Origin of the sequence: Snodgrassella sp. B3882 (assembly GCF_026535915.1) — a bacterium.
Lineage (GTDB): Bacteria > Pseudomonadota > Gammaproteobacteria > Burkholderiales > Neisseriaceae > Snodgrassella.
Genome location: NZ_JAFNPF010000001.1, coordinates 1,826,874 through 1,849,358, shown reverse-complemented (window position 1 = coordinate 1,849,358; position 22,485 = coordinate 1,826,874). Strand labels below are relative to the sequence as shown.

20 protein-coding genes are annotated in these 22,485 nt (G+C 41.1%); 13 read left to right on the top strand and 7 right to left on the bottom strand.

Features of this window, described 5'->3' with window-relative positions; all coding sequences use genetic code 11:
* Positions 1 to 232: 232 nt before the first annotated feature.
* Both J3U68_RS07755 and miaA read right to left on the bottom strand, forming a co-directional pair.
* The gene (locus tag J3U68_RS07755; protein ID WP_267375873.1) at positions 233 to 1,750 is read right to left on the bottom strand and encodes an acetyl-CoA hydrolase/transferase family protein; all 1,518 of its coding nucleotides are present in this window, start codon (positions 1,748 to 1,750) and stop codon (positions 233 to 235) included.
* Between the two features lie 352 nt (positions 1,751 to 2,102).
* On the bottom strand, positions 2,103 to 3,041 hold the full coding sequence (gene miaA / locus J3U68_RS07750; protein WP_267376236.1) for a tRNA (adenosine(37)-N6)-dimethylallyltransferase MiaA: 939 nt from the start codon (positions 3,039 to 3,041) through the stop codon (positions 2,103 to 2,105).
* Positions 3,042 to 3,218: 177 nt separating this feature from the next.
* Between miaA and J3U68_RS07745 the strand changes: the two genes are divergently transcribed.
* From J3U68_RS07745 to J3U68_RS07720, 6 genes are all read left to right on the top strand, one after another.
* Positions 3,219 to 4,112 carry an NAD(+) kinase gene (locus tag J3U68_RS07745; RefSeq protein WP_267375872.1) on the top strand — a complete coding sequence of 298 codons (894 nt, stop codon included), beginning with the start codon at positions 3,219 to 3,221 and terminating at the stop codon, positions 4,110 to 4,112.
* A gap of 287 nt (positions 4,113 to 4,399) precedes the next feature.
* Positions 4,400 to 4,558 carry a hypothetical protein gene (locus J3U68_RS07740; RefSeq protein ID WP_267375871.1) on the top strand — a complete coding sequence of 53 codons (159 nt, stop codon included), beginning with the start codon at positions 4,400 to 4,402 and terminating at the stop codon, positions 4,556 to 4,558.
* Positions 4,559 to 4,699: 141 nt separating this feature from the next.
* Entirely contained in the window at positions 4,700 to 6,361 is a 1,662-nt protein-coding gene (gene recN / locus J3U68_RS07735; protein ID WP_267375870.1) for a DNA repair protein RecN, read from the top strand.
* Positions 6,362 to 7,627: 1,266 nt separating this feature from the next.
* On the top strand, positions 7,628 to 7,867 hold the full coding sequence (locus J3U68_RS07730; protein WP_267375869.1) for a sulfurtransferase TusA family protein: 240 nt from the start codon (positions 7,628 to 7,630) through the stop codon (positions 7,865 to 7,867).
* 130 nt (positions 7,868 to 7,997) lie between these two features.
* Complete coding sequence (pyrC, locus tag J3U68_RS07725; protein ID WP_267375868.1) at positions 7,998 to 9,038, top strand: dihydroorotase; 1,041 nt, start codon at positions 7,998 to 8,000, stop codon at positions 9,036 to 9,038.
* On the top strand, positions 9,035 to 9,472 hold the full coding sequence (locus J3U68_RS07720; RefSeq protein WP_267375867.1) for an acyl-CoA thioesterase: 438 nt from the start codon (positions 9,035 to 9,037) through the stop codon (positions 9,470 to 9,472). The genes pyrC and J3U68_RS07720 overlap by 4 nt, the downstream gene beginning before the upstream one ends.
* Positions 9,473 to 9,539: 67 nt before the next feature.
* On the opposite strand, the gene J3U68_RS07715 is transcribed toward J3U68_RS07720, so the two are convergent.
* Positions 9,540 to 9,761: a YdcH family protein gene (locus J3U68_RS07715; protein WP_267375866.1), complete on the bottom strand. Its 222-nt coding sequence runs from the start codon at positions 9,759 to 9,761 to the stop codon at positions 9,540 to 9,542.
* A gap of 143 nt (positions 9,762 to 9,904) precedes the next feature.
* Here J3U68_RS07715 and J3U68_RS07710 point away from each other — a divergent pair, with 143 nt between their 5' ends.
* From J3U68_RS07710 to J3U68_RS07685, 6 genes are all read left to right on the top strand, one after another.
* A complete protein-coding gene (locus J3U68_RS07710; protein WP_267375864.1) occupies positions 9,905 to 10,495 on the top strand; it encodes a LemA family protein in 591 nt (196 codons plus the stop codon).
* A gap of 208 nt (positions 10,496 to 10,703) precedes the next feature.
* Positions 10,704 to 11,111: a hypothetical protein gene (locus J3U68_RS07705; protein ID WP_267375863.1), complete on the top strand. Its 408-nt coding sequence runs from the start codon at positions 10,704 to 10,706 to the stop codon at positions 11,109 to 11,111.
* A 179-nt stretch (positions 11,112 to 11,290) separates the two neighbouring features.
* A complete protein-coding gene (locus J3U68_RS07700; protein WP_267375862.1) occupies positions 11,291 to 12,154 on the top strand; it encodes a TPM domain-containing protein in 864 nt (287 codons plus the stop codon).
* 106 nt (positions 12,155 to 12,260) lie between these two features.
* Entirely contained in the window at positions 12,261 to 13,169 is a 909-nt protein-coding gene (gene djlA / locus J3U68_RS07695) for a co-chaperone DjlA (RefSeq protein ID WP_267375861.1), read from the top strand.
* 78 nt (positions 13,170 to 13,247) lie between these two features.
* On the top strand, positions 13,248 to 13,775 hold the full coding sequence (locus J3U68_RS07690; RefSeq protein ID WP_267375860.1) for a TPM domain-containing protein: 528 nt from the start codon (positions 13,248 to 13,250) through the stop codon (positions 13,773 to 13,775).
* A gap of 1,185 nt (positions 13,776 to 14,960) precedes the next feature.
* Positions 14,961 to 15,206, top strand: a complete 246-nt coding sequence (locus J3U68_RS07685; RefSeq protein WP_267375858.1) for a hypothetical protein — start codon at positions 14,961 to 14,963, stop codon at positions 15,204 to 15,206.
* 267 nt (positions 15,207 to 15,473) lie between these two features.
* On the opposite strand, the gene J3U68_RS07680 is transcribed toward J3U68_RS07685, so the two are convergent.
* The 4 genes from J3U68_RS07680 to modA form a co-directional block, all read right to left on the bottom strand.
* Positions 15,474 to 16,265 (bottom strand): TOBE domain-containing protein, encoded by a 792-nt coding sequence (locus J3U68_RS07680; RefSeq protein WP_267375856.1) that lies wholly within the window; start codon positions 16,263 to 16,265, stop codon positions 15,474 to 15,476.
* Positions 16,262 to 16,948 carry an ABC transporter ATP-binding protein gene (locus tag J3U68_RS07675; protein ID WP_267375854.1) on the bottom strand — a complete coding sequence of 229 codons (687 nt, stop codon included), beginning with the start codon at positions 16,946 to 16,948 and terminating at the stop codon, positions 16,262 to 16,264. The genes J3U68_RS07680 and J3U68_RS07675 overlap by 4 nt, the downstream gene beginning before the upstream one ends.
* 470 nt (positions 16,949 to 17,418) lie before the next feature.
* On the bottom strand, positions 17,419 to 18,099 hold the full coding sequence (gene modB / locus J3U68_RS07670) for a molybdate ABC transporter permease subunit (protein ID WP_267375853.1): 681 nt from the start codon (positions 18,097 to 18,099) through the stop codon (positions 17,419 to 17,421).
* A 36-nt stretch (positions 18,100 to 18,135) separates the two neighbouring features.
* On the bottom strand, positions 18,136 to 18,903 hold the full coding sequence (gene modA / locus J3U68_RS07665; protein ID WP_267375852.1) for a molybdate ABC transporter substrate-binding protein: 768 nt from the start codon (positions 18,901 to 18,903) through the stop codon (positions 18,136 to 18,138).
* A 464-nt stretch (positions 18,904 to 19,367) separates the two neighbouring features.
* Here modA and fdnG point away from each other — a divergent pair, with 464 nt between their 5' ends.
* The gene (gene fdnG / locus J3U68_RS07660; RefSeq protein ID WP_267375851.1) at positions 19,368 to 22,475 is read left to right on the top strand and encodes a formate dehydrogenase-N subunit alpha; all 3,108 of its coding nucleotides are present in this window, start codon (positions 19,368 to 19,370) and stop codon (positions 22,473 to 22,475) included.
* The last annotated feature ends 10 nt before the right edge of the window (positions 22,476 to 22,485 follow it).

The following is a 22,485-nucleotide window of genomic DNA, read 5'->3' as shown; positions in this document are numbered from 1 at the left end:
TAGACCAGTAAAATTTTTGTCTAGCTTAAGGTGGTGGCATAAATGTTGGATTTGACCAGTTTCACGTTTAAGTCGGTCAATTTATGCCATGAAAATGGTGCAGACTGAAGGAAAAAAACGCCAGGTATTGCGCAGCAGCAGAATAGAAGCTGGCACCATTTAGAAAGGGTTATGCAGGATTTGCCGTGTAAAAAAAAGTCCTGTGTGAACACAGGACTTTGAGGATGTTGATTTACATTTTCATGCTGCCAGTTTCAATGAAGTGCTGGTGCCAGCCTAAGGCTTCGGTCAGAATGTGTGGAGTGTGAATTCCTTTGGCTGTTTTCAAAGCACGATCGTAATAGTCTTGTAACTGATCACGGAAATCTGGGTGAGCACAGTTTTCAATCATGACTTTAGCGCGTTGACGTGGAGCCAAACCACGCAAATCGGCCAGACCTTGTTCGGTGACAATAATTTGAGTGTCGTGTTCAGTATGGTCAACATGAGATACCATTGGAACGATACAAGAAATTTTGTCATCTTTCGCGGTTGAAGGCGTTACGAAGAAGTTCAGATAACAATTGCGTGCAAAGTCGCCAGATCCACCAATACCGTTCATCATGCCAGTACCCATCACGTGAGTAGAGTTGATGTTACCGTAAATATCCGCTTCAATCATGGAGTTCATGCCGATAATGCCTAGACGACGAACCAATTCAGGGTGATTGGAGATATCCTGAGAGCGCAAAACGATACGTTCGCGATAAAAATCAATGTTATCTGTAAAATCTTTAAACGCTTTGGCTGATAAAGAGACAGCAGTAGCAGATGCGGTTACCATTTTACCGGCACGAACTAAATCTAACATACCGTCCTGTAATACTTCGGTGTAACCGTAAAGATTTTCAAATGGTCCAGTTAACAAGCCGGCCAGTACTGCATTGGCCACATTACCTACACCTGATTGGATCGGTAACATTTCTTTTGGTAAGCGACCCTGTTTGATTTCATGCGAGAGAAAATCAACGACGTATGCCGCAATTTGTTTTGATTTTTCGTCAGGTTCGCTGAAGACATTGTCACGGTCTGGAGCATTAGATTCAACAATCGCCACAATTTTCTTCGGATCAACTTGCAGGTAAGGGCTGCCAATGCGCTCATCAGCGCGATTGATGTTGATTGGTTTACGATGAGGAGGAAGCGGATTGTCATGACAGATATCATGCATACCTTCCAATTGCAGTGGCAGTGAAGTGTTCACTTCAAGAATCACTTTGTCGGCTAAGTCCAGCCAAGTTTGGTTATTACCCACTGCGGTAGAAGGGATCAATTTGCCATCTTCTGTGATGCCAACAACTTCAACGATAGCGACATCCATGTGTCCTAGGAAACCAAACTGGGCCAGTTGAGCGACACTAGATAGGTGGATATCGATAAAATTAATTTCGCCATTATTGATTTCCTGACGAACATCACGGTCTGAATTGAAAGGCAGACGTTGGTTAATGGCATGTGCTTGTGCCAGTACGCCGTCACAATCCGGTGCGGTAGATGCACCAGTCCAAAGATTGATTTTATAAGGACGGCCGGCGCTGTGTTCATGAGCAGCCAGTTCAGCAATGGCCTTGGGCAAAACTTTAGGATAGCCGGCGCCGGTAAAGCCACTCATACCAACATTGGCATTGTGTGAAATCAGTGATGCAGCCTGAGCAGCAGACATGAGGCGTGAATGAAGGGATGAGTTGCGAATACGATCTTGTGCGGACATCGTTGTTCTCCATAAGAATTCAAATTGTCTGACCCCCTTGGCTGGTCAGATTAAGTGCTGAGGTGTGCTGAGTGCATACTGCGATATTCATCGTAAATCTGAATATGTTTATTGGTAAACAGTGCACAACTGGCGATATTTTACTGTAAACAGTGCCGTTTGGCTGCAATAATTGCCGAAATAATTGCCAGTTATTTGGTTTAAATCAGGCTTAAATAAAGTCGCTGAAATTTATTAATATAATACAATGTATTATATATTAGTGCCTGATGATTTAGTTGATACATTATGTGGGTAGTATGCTTTTAAACCACCATGTAACGGATATTTGTCGGCTACGCTGCCAACTTGATCAGGAAAAAAATTGGCGCAGCGCAGTTTCTGCCTGTGGCAACAATTGGCTATTTTGGTAGGGATCAACGGTGATATTGGGTTGGAGTTTACGCAGCCATGTTAACTGACGTTTGGCTAACTGACGAGTTGCCGCTGTACTGCTGGCAATAAAGGTGGATAAATCACTTAATCCTGACAGGTAATCCCAAGCCTGACGGTAGCCAACGCAGCGGATAGAAGGTAGATCTGGATGCAGATCAGGGTATTTTTGGCGCAAATTTTCTACTTCTTCAATCAATCCTTGAGATAGCATGGTTTGGAAGCGGACAGCAATTTGCTGGTGTAACTCGGCTCGGTTTGCCGGTACCAAAGCCATACTAAATAGATTGAGTGGGGGAGTAAGGGTTTGCTGGTGATCAAGCTGACTACTCATGGGTTTGCCAGTGATGTAATAAATCTCCAATGCCCGTTCTATGCGCTGGCTGTCGCCCGCCGGTAAACGTGCTGCTGTATGCGGATCTAATTGTTTCAGTAAAGTATGTAAATGGGCTATTCCGTGTTGCTGTTTGAGTTCGCTCAATTTCGCGCGAATTTCTGGATCCGCCTGCGGTAATTGATTTAGACCATGCATTAACGCGTGGTAATACATCATGGTGCCACCAACCAGAATTGGTAAGCGTCCGCGCGCATGAATTTCCGTTACTAATCGAACACAATCACTGACAAATTGTGATGCATTATAACTTTGCAGCGGTGTAATGATGTTGATAAGGTGGTGCGGCGTGGCGGTCAATTCTTGTGCCGTTGGCTTGGCGGTGCCGATATCCATATCCTGATAGACTAAAGCGGAATCAAGGCTGATGATTTCGATTGGAATTTGTTGTGCTAATGCTAAAGCCAGACTGGTTTTACCCGATGCAGTCGGACCTAGCAGAGCAAAAACTTTAGGCTGTGATATAGACATAGCATTAGATCTTTTTTTCAAAGTCGTATTGTAACTTTATCTGCGGGCTAGGGCGAGTCGCGTTGTCAAGCCGAAGGCTATATAATGCAGATTCACTTAACATGTGCTTTAATGAGTTTTTCACGATTTATACCCTTATGAAGCCGTTTAACAATCAGGATCCAGCGTTGCATGAATAGTCAATTTAACAACATCGGCATTGTAACCAGACCGCAGACACCGATGATTGAGTCTGTAGTGAATGAATTGATGACTTTTCTGATTGATGAAGGCTTAAATGTCTTCATTGACGCAGCCTCTCCTTTAGATGTTGACACTTTGCAAATGATTGATGAAAAGCATGGTCACATCATTACTAAAGAAAAAATGGGGCGGCTGTGTGATCTGGTCATTGTGCTGGGTGGCGATGGAACCTTATTATCGGTTGCGCGGGAGCTGGCACCGCACCGAGTGCCTTTGATCGGGGTTCATCAGGGACATTTGGGCTTTCTGACTCAAGTACCCAGAATGGAGATGTTGCAGGAATTAGCCGGAATGCTTCGTGGCAATTATACGCCGGAAGAACGCATTATGCTGGAAGCATCGGTGTTGCGCGCTCATTCTGAGGTGGCTCATTCATTGGCTCTGAATGATGTGGTGCTGAGTCGCGGTGGTTTGGGGCAAATGATTGAATTTGAGGTGTTTATCAATCAAGAATTTGTTTATACACAACGTTCTGATGGACTGATTGTTTCCACGCCAACTGGTTCAACCGCCTATGCTCTTGCAGCCGGTGGACCCATATTACAGCCAACCTTGCGCGCCTTCAGTTTGGTACCGATTTGCCCGCAATCGATGTCTAATCGTCCTATTGCTGTATGTGATACCAGTGAAATAGAAATCCTCATTACCAAGGGTAATGATGTACGAGTGCATTTTGATGGTCAGGCTTTTTTTGATCTGGAAATGATGGATAGAGTGCGTATCCGTCGCTACCGCAACTCTTTACGCATTTTACATCCAGTCAATTACCAGTATTACAAAACATTACGCCAAAAACTCCATTGGGGCGATCAATTGGTTTAGCGGGATAACAATCCGTTAATCTGACACAAGCGTAGCAATAAATTGTTGAGTGTGATCTACGCAATATGCTCAAAATAATCTTCTACAGAGTGACGCTCCGAATCAGTATCTATTAAGAATAATGGGTAGCCATCTCCAGCAAGATTGATAAGTTCTGAAAAAAAATTAAATTTAAATCGATGCGCCCAATTATCAATTCTAGCTAACAAATTAGCCAGAGAATGAATTGGGGCAATTGATATGAATAATGTCCATTGGATCATGCGCTGCTTGATGGACTGGTTTGAATGATTTGGCCAAACAGCAGTCGCGATCAAACCCTCTTCAGCCGAATAATGAAACTGTTCCCCTACGTTGGCAACGAGCAAAGATTATGTCATAGTTTGTCCGAATTGGATGGTTATGCGCAGCGTTACCGCGTAGGCGATGACCCACAACGCGGTTGAATATCTGGAAATTGACTATAGAAAACGCAATAAATGCAAAACGCAGTGGATAATTTAGTTTTTTCTAATTAGAGGTTTGCTTCAAGTTTAAAAAAAATTAGAATGAGATTAAATGCTGCTATTTTATTAAAAAGGCGATTTATGCTTTTGGCTTTATCTTTACGTGATTTTGTGATTGTAGATGAATTGAATTTAAGTTTTCAGAGCGGTTTTACTGTGCTGACGGGTGAAACCGGCGCTGGTAAATCGATTATTCTGGATGCATTGGGTTTATTGCTGGGGGATAAAGCTGATTATCAACAAATTCGTCACGGGGCACAAGAAGCCCAGTTATCCGCATTATTTGATGTTAGCGATACACCCAAGGCAAAGTCTTTATTGCTGGAGCAGGGCATATTGGCTGAACCGGAGCACGAACTGAGTATCCGGCGCATTATCGATGTGAAGGGGAAAAGTCGCAGCTTTTTGAATAATCAGGCGGTGACTTTAGGTCAGTTACGCCAGATTGGAGAGTTACTGGTTGATATTCATGGGCAAAATGCGCATCACTCTTTAAATAGTGAAGCGGCACAACGTGAGTTACTTGATGCTTTTGCCGGAGCAGATGAAATTGTTATCAAGGTACAGCAGGCTTATCAGCGGTGGCAGGAAGCCAAACGTGATCTGGAACGCGCCCAACAGCAGGCAGAAACCATGGCGATCGAACGAGAGCGTCTTCAATGGCGCTATGATGAGTTAAGTGGATTGAATCCACAGGAAAACGAATGGGAAAATCTCAGTCGTAGCCATGATGCCTTGATGCATGCTGCGGATATTTTGCATACCGCTGAGACTGTAGAACTTGAACTGAACGGCGATGATGGTTTGGTCAGTCGACTTTATCATTGTCGTCAGCAATTAACCGCATTAATGCAAGCCGCGCCTGCATTTGCTGACTGTGTGGTCTTACTGGAGTCAGTTGAAGCCGAACTCAGTGAGGTGAGCTCTTATCTACGTGATGCCAGTGCCAGTGTGGAAACCGATGAAAATCTGCTGGCACAACAGGGACAGCGCATGCAAGACTTGATCAGCATGGCGCGAAAATACCGGCTCGAACCGGAGCAATTACCGGCAGAATTGAGCAAAACGGAAACCGCGCTCAACGAACTGGATGCCGCCACAGATTTAGATATTTTACAAAATCATGTGCAACAACGAGAGTCAGAATTTCAACATGTTGCGCAGAAATTATCTGCCAAACGTGCGCAGGCAGCTACCAAGCTAGCCAAACAGACCACCACGCACATGCAGGATTTGGCCATGAAAGGAGCGCGGTTTCATATTGAACTGATTGCTTGCTCTCCGTCTTCACATGGTTTGGAACAAATACAGTATCAAGTTGCCGCGAATCAGGGTTCACCCTTGCGTGCGATGAATAAAGTCGCTTCAGGCGGTGAACTGGCTCGCATCAGCTTGGCTTTGCAAATGGTTACCAGCAAGTACAATGCTATTCCCACTTTGATATTTGATGAAGTGGATACCGGTATTGGGGGGGCTGTGGCGGATGTAGTTGGACATGCATTACGCGATTTGGGCAAAAACCGGCAGGTGGTGGCGATTACTCATTTGCCTCAGGTGGCGGCTTGTGGTCAACAGCATTGGCAAGTGCGTAAGCAAATTAAAAAAGGGCAAACTTTAAGTGAAATAGGGGTTCTTCAATCTGCAGAACGTATTGATGAAATAGCGCGGATGTTAGGTGGAGAAACCATTACTGATACCACCCGTTCTCATGCTAAAGAAATGTTGGCTTTAGCCCAACAATGAATGCCCAATTTTGGTCTTTTATTGAGGGAAATATTTTGAGTTTAAAGCTCATTTTAAGAATCAATGCTTGATTATTAGTAGTCTGTGTTAATGTAAAATTAATCTTTAAAATCAAAGTTTAATATTCATTTGCACCCTCTAATTCTTTTAAAATTTGAATTTCAATGATTCATGGGTCAGTTAGACAATCTGCCCCATTTTTTTGCTATCGCCAAGATTATTATTTAGATGGAAGCTTAATTTCAGCGCTCGGCGAACACCTTATTGATTGACCACGTTGCAATACTGCTTGATTGAGGTAGCAAAACATCTTCAATCCATTCTTAGTTTCGCTGTCTTGTAGAATGATTATTGACGATGGATGGTTGGTTAAGCTGATTGAATATATAGCTGTATCAATGCGCTTATCATGGTGATAAAAACGACTCCATTTAATTTAAACTAGGAAATCCTCTTATCAGTCAAATTTTGTTATTGCATAAAGACGACGCTGATACTTATGTTTTATCTTTGCTTAAGCTCAAACAGCGATCAAGCTAGGCAGAAATTTTTGTGGTAGAGGGTGTTTGTAAAGAGCTTGGCGACGATTTCAGGTAGATAACCTAGCCTAAAGGTGTGTTGATCAAATTATTGAAGCAGGGATTACTCGAGTTTAAAGGCGAATTAATGGTGGAAATTTATTCAAGTAAACCATTCTCTGGTTTTGTCTATGGGTGAATTTTTGCTCTCAAAGTTTTTTCGTAAAAAAAAACAAGATACTAAACATAGTTTTTGCTTGGGTAAATTCTATTCTACATTTAGATACTAACTTAAATTTATACTGGATTAGCGTCTATTCATAATAGCAAATCAGATAACAGTTAATATGCCAAAGTAGTTATTTTGTACAAACCAGATTGATCAGCATATGGCTCAGTGAATCCATTTTGGGTTGATTTCGCCTTGGGCTGTTGTTGTGATTTATGTTCTTATTTCGGGCAAACCAGCATTAAGCCATTTTATTTTCATCATCCTATTAGCCATTGAATCCATATTTGACCCAGTGTGAAATCTAAATTCAGTCGATATAGCAGGTAAAGTAAGCTAAAACTTGGCTTGAATGCATAAATATACAGTGTAACAAGGCTAAATTTAACTAAAATTGCGGTGATCAATGGAAATGTTTTACCGCCATGTAAAATAAAATCATTGATTTGCTGTGCTTTAGTTTTTCTTCAATTTAGGTCAAGGTATAATGCGCTTAATCGTTTTCTTAAATGGCAATATATGAACATTCCTCAGTTTGATGAGACATTAGATGTGACCGGCATGAATTGTCCATTGCCTATTCTAAGAGCCAAAAAGGCTTTGGCAAGGATGAATTCAGAACAGACTTTACGCCTTTTTGCTACTGATAAATCTGCACCGGAAGATTTTGCGGCATTTTGTCGCCAGACTGGACATATTTTGCTCGTTTCTGAGCAGGGGGAAGATGGTGTATTTGAGATTGTGATCAAACATCGTTGATGGATGGTTTGATCAGGTTTAAGGGCCATTTCCAGCGACTAAACTCATAGTCGCTCAATGACCATTCTTTTCCAAATGCTGATTACTGTAGCCGCTCGGTGTTATTCACTTTTAAACTTAAGATGTATTTATGCAAACACAAACTTTGACCATAACCCGCCCAGATGATTGGCATTTGCATGTGCGCGATGGCGTTGCTTTGCAAGCGGTAGTTCCTTTTAGTGCCCGGCAAATGGGGCGCGCAATAATAATGCCTAATTTAAAACCGCCGGTGGTCACCGTGGCCGAAGCGATGGCTTACCGCGAGCGGATTATGGCTGCTGTACCATCTGGATCCAAGTTTGAACCACTAATGACCTTATATCTGACCGATGGTGCTACGCCGGCTTTAATCAGAGAAGCTAAAGCTGCCGGTATCGTTGCCTGTAAGCTTTATCCGGCTGGGGCGACCACCAATTCGGCTGCGGGAGTCAGTGACCTATGGGCGTTGTTACCAGTATTGGAAACCATGGCGCAGGTTGGTATGCCTTTGTTGGTTCATGGTGAGGTAACAGACGCCAATATCGATATTTTCGATCGAGAGGCTGTATTTATTGAGCGCGTGTTGTTTCCGTTAATGCAACGTTTGCCACAACTTAAAATAGTTTTTGAACATATTACTACGGCTGAAGCCGCACAATTGGTTAGCGAGGCAGGTGAGCAGATTGCCGCAACAGTGACTCCACAACATTTGCTCTACAACCGCAATGCCATTTTGGTAGGCGGAATTAAGCCACATTATTATTGTTTGCCGGTATTAAAACGCGAAGCTCATCGTGTTGCATTATTAAAAGCCGTTAGTGGTGCAAAAGCACATAAATTTTTTCTGGGAACAGACAGTGCACCGCATGCTCAGAATACTAAAGAGTGTGCCTGTGGATGTGCTGGTGTATTTAGTGCTTTTGCGGCCATTGAATTGTATGCGGAGGCATTTGAACAGATCAATGCACTGGATCAATTGCAGGCTTTTGCATCTGAAAACGGACCGAGATTTTATGGTTTACCCCAAAATTCAGACACCATTACCTTAAAAAAATGTGCGCGTGTTGTTCCAGCTAGTTTTTCTTATGGTGAGCAGAATTTGGTGCCTATACGTGCTCAGGAAACGATTGCTTGGACGTTGGTTGAATGAATACTTATAAGCATAAAACAGCTTTGGTACATCAGAAAGAATTGCGGGTGCGTGGTTTTCATGTGGATGTCTATCAGCATGTTAATAATGCCCGCTATCTTGAATTTCTGGAAGATGCCCGCTGGCATTTTTTTGATGATATGGGATTAACGCCTTTATTTAGTGCAGCTCAATGTGCTATGGCGGTGATTAATATCAATATTAGCTATCGGTGTAGTGCTTATTTTGGTGATGATCTGGTAATTGAAACTTCTTTTAGTCAAGTACAGTCTCGCAAGGTTGAACTGAAACAGATCATCAAATTGAAACATTCAGATAAAGTGATTACGCAAGCGTTGGTCACATTTGTTGCTTTTGATCAGCAAACTAAGAAAGCGATTTCTTTTCCGCCAACTCTTTTAGAAAAAATGCACTCTTTGATGTCTTCAAGCTAAGCTCTTTTTCGTCACCATTCTGACTGAATTAATGGTGACGAAAAAACCTGCTATCAAGAATGAGTGATCAAGACTTATTATCAGCAGCGCGTAACATAGCGTAAATTTCATCTTTCAAGCGAAGTTTTTCGCGCTTTAAGTCCTCAATATTATCCAAACCACTGGTCACGGGATTGTTGGTTAAACCGGTAATTTTGTCGTCCAGGCGATTATGTTCTTCAAATAGGTTAGCAAAGTGGTTATTTTCCGCTTTAAGTTTGCTTATCAGCTCGCGATATTCAGGAAACATATTAAATCCTTTACAGTTTGGTTAAAATGTTTTTTTTTATTTTGCATTAATTATATCTTAACGTATATACGAAAGTGCTATTCATGGCGTAAAAAGATATCATTGCATGTTAAACTGAAACAATATATACACAGGAGTAACAAATGTTTAAACAATTCCGAAGTTGGGCTGTGGCTTTGCTGCTGATTATGAGTTTGAGTGGATGTGGTTATAATACTTTACAATCACAGGATGAAGCTGCCAATGCTGCCTGGTCTGAAGTGCTTAATCAATATCAGCGTCGGGCTGATCTGGTACCAAATCTAGTGAATACGGTTAAAGGCTACGCCAATCACGAGCAAAAAGTGCTGACTGACGTAACCAATGCGCGTGCCAAAGTGGGCAGTATGAATATGACATCCACAGACGCAACCGATGAAAATAAAATGAAGCAGTTTTCTCAGGCGCAAGGAGAACTGAGTAATTCTTTAAGCCGATTGCTGGTAGTGAGTGAGAATTATCCAGATCTAAAGGCGGATAAAAATTTCAAAGAATTGCAGGCTCAGTTGGAAGGCACAGAAAATCGGATTGCTTTAGCACGAAACCGCTATATTAAGAATGTGCAAGAATACAATACCACTTTGCGCTCTTTCCCTAATAATCTGACTGCCAAAGTTTTCGGTATGCACATTCGCCCAAATTTTGTACCAGAAAATGAAGCAGCGGTAAAACAAGCACCTCAGGTTCAGTTCTGATTGTAAAACGACACTTGTCAATACGGAAATGGCCAGTCTGTATGTGCTGGCTATTTCTATTATTACGGTGTAATTAAAGCATATGAAGATCAGTATTAAATTGTTTTTATACAATTTTCCAGCAAAATGATCTGTTTCGTTGCTGCAGTCCTAAATCATGGTTGAAATAGTGATTGATTGTTTAAATGTAAAAATTGAGGATCAGTTTATGAAATATATATTTTTTGCTTTGTTTTTTTTCTTGCCTTTAGATTACGCTTGTGCTTCAGCTATCAATCAAACTTGGACCGAAGAAGTTTATTTAGAAAACAAAGAAATACCGTTTAGTGTTTTCTCAATAAAATTAAACATTGACACTAACAATAAAGTAAATGGGCATTTGTGTTCTATAGTTAATTATGGCAAAAAAATAGATTGCCCGATCCCTTTTGTATCTAAATTAATTAATAATGAAATCAAAGTTCATTTTAACAGTACTTTTGGTGGTAAAAATGGTGTAGCGATTATTCGACTACAAGGAAAAAATTTAATTTGGAATTTGATCAGTATTCCTACTGGAGAATATTATTTTAAAAATAAAGCGAAATTACTTCCTGAAAATATTAAAAAACATTGATGTGTGGCGCCCAGATTTTTATTGGCTGTTTTGGTTTGTTTCTGGGTGTAAACAGTTTATAGAAGTAGCCATCAAAAAAGCATCTCAACTAACATGATTATTCGGTTAGTTTGCATGAATGTATAAAGTAGCGACATTCTGATTGGCGTGATCCTGTCGAGACCGCAAGGTGATAAAAAATGAATACTTTCCGTTTATCTATGCATAAAATCCTGATTCTGTTTCTAGGCTGTATTTTCGCCTTTTGGGTAGCGGCAGAAGATAATTTGGCTCCTGTGCCTGTGCTGACCGCACCGGTAATGGATACAGCCAATATGATGAGCCCACAAGCACGGCAAAATTTGAATCAACAATTATTGCAATTTACGCAGCAAAGAGGCAGTCGTATTGTGGTACTCACTGTACCCACCATTGCACCGGAAGAGCCGTTTGATTATGCCACCCGTGTGATGGATAGTTGGAAACTGGGTCGCAAGGGCATAGATGATGGTGTACTATTATTATTGGTGCGCGATGAGAGAAAAAGCTTTTTAGCCCCCAGTCGTGGCCTTGAGGGTGCCATTCCTGATGCATATGCCAAAAGGTTACTGGATGATGTTTTAGCACCGCAGCTCAAAAATGGCAAAGTGGATGAGGGGATCAATAACACAGTAATTTTGATTGAAAAACTCATTATTGGTGATAAACTCCCTCCAGTGCAGCAGAATCAGCAATCGGAACAGAGTTTTTCCGACTTACTGCCAGCACTGTTTATTTTGGTTTTAGTGGGTGGCGCCATTTTCAAAAGTATGTTTGGTAGATTCTTTGGTAGTGGTGTGGTTGCCTTTCTGGTGTTTGCAATGGGCTGGTATGCAGGCTGGAGTCTGTTGTTAGCGATCATTCTGGCGTTGATTGCGTTTATATTTTCACTCATTTTTGCCGGTAGTGTATTCGTTGGTGGTATAGGTGGCGGCTGGGGAGGCGGTAGCTCTGGTGGCTCTGGCGGTGGTTTTAGTGGTGGTGGTGGTGACTATGGCGGTGGTGGTGCTTCAGGAAGTTGGTAAATAATGGGTTGTTTTTTTGCTAAAACCTAATATGATGATCATTCCAAAAAAGTTAGCCAGTTTCACTGATACTCAATAATAAACAATAAATGATAAATCAATCAATATGACAAAAAATTTTTGGAATTGGATCCTAATTTTTATTTTTTTCTGGTTTTTCGGGCTGCACTATGGATTTATGGGCAAAATAATCTGTGTGGTGGCTGGGATAATCTTAGTATGTCTATGGAATGTGCATCAAAGCCTTGATCGGGGAAAAGCTGATGAGATCAGTAATGATGAAAATCTATTTATTGCCATACTGTTTGAAGTCAGCGGGCATATAAGCGCAGCAAAAGGTCACGTTAGCGACGAAGACAGAGCCTATATTCGCTTTGTCATCCAAAAAATTGGTATCAATACCGAGTTACAAGTGTTAGCCCAGTATGCTTTTAATATGGGGATGATGCCGGATTATCCGTTACGTTCCCGCTTAAGACGGTTATATCGAAGATATCGTAGAAATAGACGCGGATTGATGCTGTTCTGCAAAAATTTAGTCAATATTGCCATGATTGATGGCAAATTACATACTAACGAACAGCGAATTCTGCGAACTGTAGCAAGGGAATTTGGGTTAACCTATAATAAAATGTTGAAAATGGCCAAAGAAATCAAGGCACAAAACAGTGATTTCTACAGTTTTCAGCAAAGAGAGCATCAACGCTATCAGCAACAAAAGCGTCAATATCGCCAGCAAAATACTTATCAGCAGCGTGAACAAAAACAAAAACAATACCGCCAACCTCAGCGTCATCATGATGAGGTAAGTACCGCTTATGAAGTTTTGGGTATCCCAACCACGGCAACCGAGCAGGAAATTAAACAGGCTTACCGTCGCTTAATGAACAAATATCATCCGGATAAATTGGTTCAGCAAAATCTGTCAAAATTTGAATTAGAACGGGCGACGAAACGTGCGCAGACTATTCAAGGTGCATATGCTTATTTAAAACAGTTACGCGGCTTTGTTTAGGTAAAAAAACATCTAAAAATCACATGATTGTCTTTATTGGGGCATAATGATTTAAACCAATACAGAGGAATGTACAAGATGAGTGCTGCTAATCCCAATCCAAATTTGCAACTATGGCCAAGATTGTGGCGACATTGGGTTCATCCGCGCTTGCGGGTAAAACATCATTTTCCCACATTGGCTCTGCGTCAACTAACCGAACAGGTACAGTTGTCCGAGCAACAGCATAACGGTCAGGTTAAATTTGTGATCGAATCAAATCTATCCACAACGGATATTTGTCATGCTGTAACTGCGCGTCAACGGGCGCAATATTGGTTTGCTCATCTGGGTGTATGGGATACAACCCAAAGAAATGGTATTTTGGTTTACGTCCTGTTTGCCGATCGATGTGTGGAAATTATTGCTGATCGAGGTATCAACGCTTGCGTTCCAGTGGAAAAATGGCAGCAGATCTGCCAGCATATTATCGATGCATTTCAACAAGGAAAATATCTACCGGGATTAACTCAAGGACTGAACGAACTAACGGTTTTATTGGCGCAGTATTTCCCGCGTCAGCCTGAAACTTTAAACGAATTGCCCGATGATGTGATATTGCGTTGAATACGCCACCAACACCGATATGTAAAAATGTTAAATTCAGCATTTGCTAAATCATCACTCATTCAGACAGCCAGATTTGTGCTGCGTCGGTGTCTATGCTACTAGTTGGAGATGTAGATTAATCGTTAAGGATAAAAAAACTAAAACAAGCACAGATCGCTAATTTGTTAATCAGGTTAATGGTCATTTTTTCCTGCTTTTTGATTTTCCTGATATAGCATTGCTATATCCATACTGGTAGCATGATCTATTGCAAAAAATTCAATATACCTACAATAAGTTATTTTTGTAAATTAATCAGTTGTTTGTTCAAATAGTGAGTTGAAATAAAGCATCACTGTTTGCTTTATTCATTGTGATGTGAACATTGTGATAGAAGCTCAGATTAGGTATATGGCTATTGATTTTTAATACTTGATTGTAAGCTAAAACCATTAAATCATTCGGATATGATTTGCTTAAAGAACTAAATTTTGCTGATTTCAATAAAGTTCGAAACGAAATACCAAAATTGATTATTAATTCAGAATAAAGCATCTTTATAAATGATTTACGCTTAAATCTATACCAAAAATATATTTGTGAGTATAAAATAAATCAGCAGTTTGAAAAGACAGATATATTAAGAGACATGATAAAAACTGCTTGATGGCTTAGCCATCAATTATCACTTAACAACCAGAATAATTACATTGCGAAAAAATTTCGTCATGTCTTATTCTGGTTTATTCATTCAGCTGCTCATAATTTGGCAAACAAGGATGCGCCTTAAATTGATCAGTCATTTTTTGATGCTTATACTTTACCTTTAGCCAAATACAACGCTCATAGGCACAAACAATAGCTTGAATACACGTCACCCTTTCAACTAAATCATGGCTAATGATCGAAATAAGTTGAATGAGTGACTCCATTTAACCTGTGGTCAAGTTAGTCGGATTCTTGCACAGTATGCTCATTAATAATATGAAATGTTCATCAATCAGCCTATTTTATCCCTAATGTAAAAATATATATGATTAGCAATATAAATGAGTATCTGTATTTAGCTGAAGGCGATAATAAAACAGATAATAATCGAATAATCAATGAAGAATTATCATCTGAATTAATTTTAGAGATTATAAAAATTATCCAGAAAGAAAATCGTGGCTTATTCATAATAAATTCATTCCAGTCAAAATATTGGAAGAACTGGCTACTGATGATAATGACGATGTTAGATTCACCATTGCAATGAAGAAAAAATGCAACAGAGTTACTTATGAAAAATTATTAAAGGATAAAAATTATTCAGTACGTTTAGCTGTAATAAGAAATAAAAAACTTCCAATTGATTTGTTAGAAAAAATTTCTAATGACATGAATGACGAAATTCATGAAGATGCTAAAAAATTTTTAGCCATGAGGATTTGGGATGCATCAAAATAGAATATGAATCGATGAGATAAAATAAAAAAATCGCCTCGCCAATGAAGCGGTTTTTTCTCTTTATAAGAGTTCAGTTTAGCAAGAAGTTCGAGTTCATTCTCGGGAATAAGCGAGCGTATCAGTTGCCAAATGTGATAGATATCCGATTTGTTGTGTTCCGTAGCATTGGTCAACGAGATATCAGCCAATGGAGCTGTTGGAGTGATCTTAGACAGAGATTAATGAGTAAAACTAAGGGATAAAGAATGGGGCAGTAAAAAAGTTATTTTACCCCTGTCGTGCTAATACAATACTGGATGCCTTAATCAAAGCTACAATATCGTCGCCAATTTGTAACTGCATGTACTCAGTGCTGCCACGGGTAAGGGCGGCCGAAAGGGTCAGATGATTATCTATATTAACCATAACGACATCATTTACACTGCCGGTGATCAGATCGCGTACTTGCCCTGGCAATTGATTACGCGCAGAGAGGTGAAAATTGTCTGTAGCACGAGCAAGCATGATGGCTGACGCTTGAATTAACGCAATGGCTTCAACACCTGGACTTAATTGCATTTGTTCACAGCTGTGTTTGGTGATAACAGCGATCAGTTCCTGTCCGGTGCTTAGGCGTAAATGAACCTCATTATTCACTGCGCCACTAATTATCTGGCTAACCCTGCCCAATAATTGATTATCCGCACTTAAATGTAAATTCATTCTTTGCCATAACTGATAATGATCTGTATCTTTTTGCTGTAATTGTTTGAATAATTGCTGATGCCGATGATGCATTTGCTGGTAATAATGCAAAAAAGCTTGTCCGTATTCCGTCAACGAACTGCTTCCGCCACCTTGTCCGCCAGTTTGGCGCACAACTAAGGGTTGAGGTGACAGATTATTCAGAGCATCGATGGCATCCCAAGCTGCTTTATAGCTCATCGGCACGGCTTTAGCTGCCTGAGTGATAGAACCAAATTGGGCGATATATTCTAGTAGGGCTATACGTTTGCTGTTACCAATGCGCTGACCTTTAATGGTTGGCAAAAATTCAGCATCAAAATCAAAATCATTCATGAATACGGGCTAGAAGAGGCAGAAGTGAGCTGACCATTATCCATGTGCCAAATGCTGCCGTCAAAAGCTGACGCATCTGCAGCATCATGAGTGATCAGCAGCATGGGTAAAGCCAGTTGCTGTTGCCATTCCAGTAATTCCTGACGAAGCTGTGTACGCAATTGACTGTCTAAGGCTGAAAAAGGCTCATCCAGTAAAATAGCTCTTGGTTTGGTTATCAGAGCACGAGCCAGCGCCACGCGCTGACGTTGGCCGCCAGATAAAGTGAGCGGATATTCGTTGGCAACGCTGGTTAAATGCATGGCATCCAACCAATAACGAACTTCTTCAGCTTGAATATGTCTATGCGGATTGAACAGTCCGTGTTTTAAACCACTGGCGATATTTTGACGGACATTTAAATGGGGAAATAAAGCAAAGTCTTGAAACACATATGCTAATTTACGTTGCTGCGGAGGCAGATTAAGATGCTGGTGTTGGTTAAAGACCTGTTCTTTACCGATGGTAATGTAACCGCTATCTGGAGTCATGAGCCCGGCAATGGCTTTCAAAGTCAGGCTTTTGCCACTTCCCGATGCACCCATGATGACAGTACGGTCATACTGAGTTTTTAGGCTAATATTTAACTCAAATACCGATCCATCTATACGCTGTATTGTTTTTTGGAAATTCACATCAAACATGATTATTTTGATCTTTCATTTTTAATCCAAGAACTCAGTGCACCTTGATCAACGATGGGATTTATTTCAAAAAAGTTCCACAAAGTGGAATTTTTGGGCTGACATACCATCTCTTTAATCCTGTAAACGACCCTAACTAGCCGAAAAAAAATTAAGAACCAACTCACCATGTTCACTTCATGTGCATAACAAAAATAAATAATGGCTCTCTTTTTCATCAACAAATAATAAACCGTATTTATGTCACCAATCTTCCGAAGGCTGTAGAGTGGTTCAGCCATATATTCAGAGAATAAGTTTATTGCTCAAATGCGTTCTTTCTTATTAGTACCCCTAAATTTAACTGTAAAATCACCATTTGTTTGCATTTAACCAATCAACTGAAATGGAGTTTGCGCCACATGCATGCCATTTTTAAGCCATTGGCTGCTATTGATTCACCTGATGATTTTAATTTGCATACGCATCGATTATTTCAAATGTTGCAGCGGTTTTTTGCCGCTGAGCAATTTACTGATCAATAATAACAACGCAATACACACCACTGAAATAATACACACCAAACTATTAGCCAAATGGTCATCGCCAGATTGCACCGCCTCATAAACGGCAATAGACAACGTTTGGGTTTGCCCTGGAATGCTACCGGCCACCATCAGCGTAGCACCAAATTCGCCTAGACTGCGTGCAAATGCCAGCAATAACCCTGCCATAATGCTTCGCCATGCCAGAGGAAGAGTGATGCGAAAAAAAATACCCAGATTACTGATGCCTAATACCTTGGCAGCTTGTTCCAACTGCATATCTAACGTTTCAAAAGCTGCCCGAGCTGGTTTGAACACCAGCGGAAAAGAGACCAATGCAGCAGCGATGACTGCTCCTTGCCAGGTAAAGATCAGATTAATATCAAATGTTTGTTCTAGCCATCGACCTATTGCCCCATTTTTACCGATGAGCACCAATAAATAATATCCCAACACAGTAGGTGGCATCACCATAGGTAAGGTTAAAATAGTATCAATCAGTTCTTTTGCCCACAGTTTTTTTCGCGCCAGTAAATAGCCCAAACTCACCCCAAAAAATACATTGATCATGGTTGCCCAAAACGCAATTTTTAAGGACAACATTAAAGCTACCCATACTGATTCCATGTTTTGCTCCTGGCTCAGACAGACCAATTTAAAGCTTTAATGTGCGGTTTGAAAACCATATTTTTGCAGAATTTTCTGTCCCTTAGCCGAACGCACAAAAGCAATAAATTTTGCGGCCTCAGTTGGATGTTTGCTTGTTGCTATTCTGGCAATGGGGTAACGGATTGGTTGCGAAGTGGCAACTGTAGTAACCACCGTGACTTTATCTGGCATCAGTGCTGCATCTGTCGCAAATACAAAACCCGCTTCTGCAGCTGCGTTAGCTACATAATCCAGGGCTTGACGGACATTGTTCACATTGACCATTTTTGCTTGTACCTTAGTCCATAGCTGATTTTGCTGCATTGCAGCTTTGGCATAGCGACCCGCTGGTGTATAGGCTGGATTACCAATTGCAATATGTTTGATGCCTGGCTGTTGTAAATCCTTCAGACTGCTAACCTTCAGTGTGGTTTTTTTGGGTGTAATTAACACCAGAGTATTATTAACAAAATCAAAACGATCCTGTGCCAATACCAGTTTTTTAACCTGTGCCTGATTCATGGTTTCTTGATCCGCAGAAGCAAATACATCAACCGGCGCACCATTCTGAATCTGTTGTAATAAAGATCCCGATGCACCAAAATTCAACAGCACTTGATCATGAGGATATTGCTGTTGATAAGCTTTGGCCAAATCATTAAAAGCATTGGTTAAACTGGCAGCAGCTGACACGGTAATTTGCGCTGCAGCTGCGGTTGATACACAGGCAAAAAAAACTAAAATTATTATTAATTTTTTAAAACAAGCAAGCTGTAAACGCATGGCTTTCTCCCTTTCTTAAAATTCTGTTGTGTTAATAGACCAGTACCGGCTTAGCTGAATTCTAAATGAAATCGCCCTCAAAATATACCTAAGTATATAACGGTTATGAGACAGAATAAAAGCATATATTTTAAAACAAAAAAACCAAACAGCATTATCACATGATAATGATTACCAATATATTTAATTAAATTGCCAACATAACTTTGGCTGTAACTGATATGTATTTGTAGTTAATAGAATTAATTATTTATATGCAGATAATTATCATTTAGATGCTACAAACAACCATTTGGACCTTCTTTACAAATAATTATTTATATTTAAATTAAAAAATTAAATTACATAATATCTTTAACTCGGACTATAATGCGATATAATTAAACTTCTCATAAACAGTGAGTTAATCAATACGTTACTCATTAACGTATTTAGATAAAAATAAAGTTTTATTAGGACACATCATGAACCTGACTAGACGCCAGTTTTTTAAGGTAACGGCCGCAGGAGCCAGTGCTACAGGGCTTGCGGTATTAGGCATGGCACCCGCTACTGCATTTGCTGAAGTGCGCCAATATAAATTACTCCGCGCCACTGAAACCAGAAACAACTGTACCTATTGTTCAGTAGGGTGCGGAACCTTACTGTATAGTCTGGGTGATGGTGCTAAAAATGCCAAAAAGAAAATATTTCATATAGAAGGCGACCCTGATCATCCGGTAAGCCGTGGTAGCTTGTGTCCTAAAGGTGCCTCACTGATCGACTTTGTCAACAGCCCAAATCGAGTTCTGAATCCGCAGGTCAGAGAGGCGGGTACCAATACATGGAAAAACATCAGTTGGGATGACGCACTTGATCGTATCGCTCGTTTGATTAAAGACGAGCGTGACGCCAATCTGATCGAAAAAACGGCTGATGGTGTGACGGTTAACCGTCTTGAAAGCATTGGCATGTTATGTGCTTCGGCCAGCTCAAATGAAACCGGCATCTTAACGCAAAAATTTATGCGTTCGCTCGGACTGGTTGGCACCGATTCGCAAGCACGGGTTTGTCATGGTCCTACCGTTTCAGCCTTAGCTGCAACTTTTGGTCGTGGTGCCATGACCAATACCTGGACCGATATCCAAAATGCAGATTTTATTCTGGTGATGGGAGGCAATGCAGCAGAAGCCCATCCGGTTGGATTCAAATGGGTGATTGAAGCCAAAAAACAAAAGGGCACCAAATTAATCGTCTGTGATCCGCGTTTTAACCGCACCGCTTCCGTGGCGGACCATTATCTGCCTATTCGTTCTGGTACCGACATTGCTTTTCTGGGTGCGGTTATTAACTGGCTAATTGAACATAATCAAGTTCAATGGGACTATGTAAAAAATTATACCAATGCCGCTTTCATCGTAGCAGAAGGCTTTGGTTTCAATGAAGGCCTATTTTCAGGTCACGCAGATTACACCACGAACAATGGCAGCCCCGTTCCTGCTGCAGCTCCTAAAGGAGCAAAAGGGGGTGCCGTGTATAACAATGATAGTTGGACATATGAACTGGATGAAAAAGGTTATGCCAAAACGGATCCAACCCTAGAGCACCCACGTTGTGTCTGGCAAATGATGAAGCAACATTATGCTCAGTATACAACTGAAATGATGCATAAAATCACCGGTACACACATTGCTGATTTTCTGAAAGTGTGTGAAGCCTTGGGCGCGACGTCAGCAAAAAATAAAGCGGGCACAATCCTTTATGCATTAGGCTGGACACAGCACACCTATGGTTCACAGAATATTCGAACCATGGCCATGATACAGTTAATTCTCGGTAACATAGGCATGGCCGGAGGAGGGGTGAACGCCCTACGAGGACACTCCAATATACAAGGTTTGTCAGATTTAGGTTTACTCTCAACCAGTCTGCCTGGGTATCTGAGCTTACCTAATGAGCAGAAAAATCCCACTTTCGCTGATTACCTTACGGTACAAACGCCTAAACCAATGCGACCAGGTCAGCTCAATTATTGGGGCAATACCCCCAAATTTATGGTTAGCCTGCTTAAATGGTTCTTTGGTGATCACGCCACCAAAGAAAATGACTTCGGTTATGACTGGTTGCCCAAATGGGACAAAATGTATGACGTGATGCAAATGGCAGAAATGATGTATCAGGGTCAAATGCATGGTCTGTTAGTACAAGGTTTCAATGCCATGGGGTCATTTCCAGATTCCAACCGCATCATCGAAGCTTTCTCCAAGCTTAAATGGATGGTGGTTATGGACCCCTTGAACACCGAGACAGCAACATTCTGGGAAAATCATGGCGAAGCGCATAATGTAGATCCGTCTCAGATCCAGACCACCGTTTTCCGCTTGCCGGTTCCTTGTTTTGCTGAAGAAAATGGTTCAATAGTTAATTCAGCACGTTGGTTGCAATGGCACTATGCCGGAGCAGAACCACCGGATGAAGCCCGTTCAGATTTGGAAATTCTGGCTCAATTACATCTGCGCCTCAAACAAATGTATCTGGAGGAGGGCGGTACAGTACCCGAACCAATCATTAATCTAAGCTGGCCGTATAAAGTCGCTCATTCACCAACGCCTGAAGAAATGGCCATGGAATCCAATGGTTGGGCACTGACTGATCTTAAAGATGAACAAGGAAACATCATTGTTCCTAAAGGGGGTCAGCTAGATGGCTTTGCACAATTGCGAGATGACGGCTCTACTGCTTGTGCTTGTTGGATTTTCTCCGGTTCCTGGACTAAAAACGGCAACCAGATGGCAAGACGTGACAACAGCAGTTCGGGATTGGGTAATACCCCCGGTTGGGCATGGGCTTGGCCGGCAAATCGCCGCATCCTTTACAACCGAGCCTCTTGCGATCCTACTGGTAAAGCTTGGGATCCTGAACGAGTATTGATCGAATGGAATGGCTCGAAGTGGATCGGAGCAGATGTTGCTGACTTCAAGGCTGATCAAGCACCCAATACTACTATGAATCCATTTATCATGAATGAAGAAGGAGTGGGTCGCCTGTTCTGTACCAAAAAACTGGTAGATGGTCCCTTTCCAACTTTTTATGAACCGATCGAATCGCCGATTGGTAAAAATCTGCTTTATCCAAAAGTATTAAACACACCGGCTGTCCGCTTATTTGATAGCGTTAAAGCCCGTATTGGACATAAAGATCAATTCCCTTGTGTCGGCACAACATATCGCCTGACAGAACATTTTCAGTTTTGGACCAAGTCCGTAAAATTGCTCATGATTGCTCAACCAGAACAATTTGTTGAAATCAGTGAACAACTTGCTCAGCAAAAAGGAATTGCTAAGGGTGATAAAGTTAAAATCAGCACCAAACGTGGCTGGGTGGAAGCCAAAGCCGTGGTGACGAAACGTTTGCATCCCTTAAATATCAATGGGCAGACTGTGCATCAAATTGGAATTCCCCTCCATGGTGGCTGGGTAAACGTTGGCGAGAAAAAACAATTCCTAATTAATACCCTTACTCCTTTTGTTGGTGACTGTAATACCCAGACACCTGAATACAAAACCTTCTTATGTAATATTGAAAAAGCGTGAGGGGAGTGAG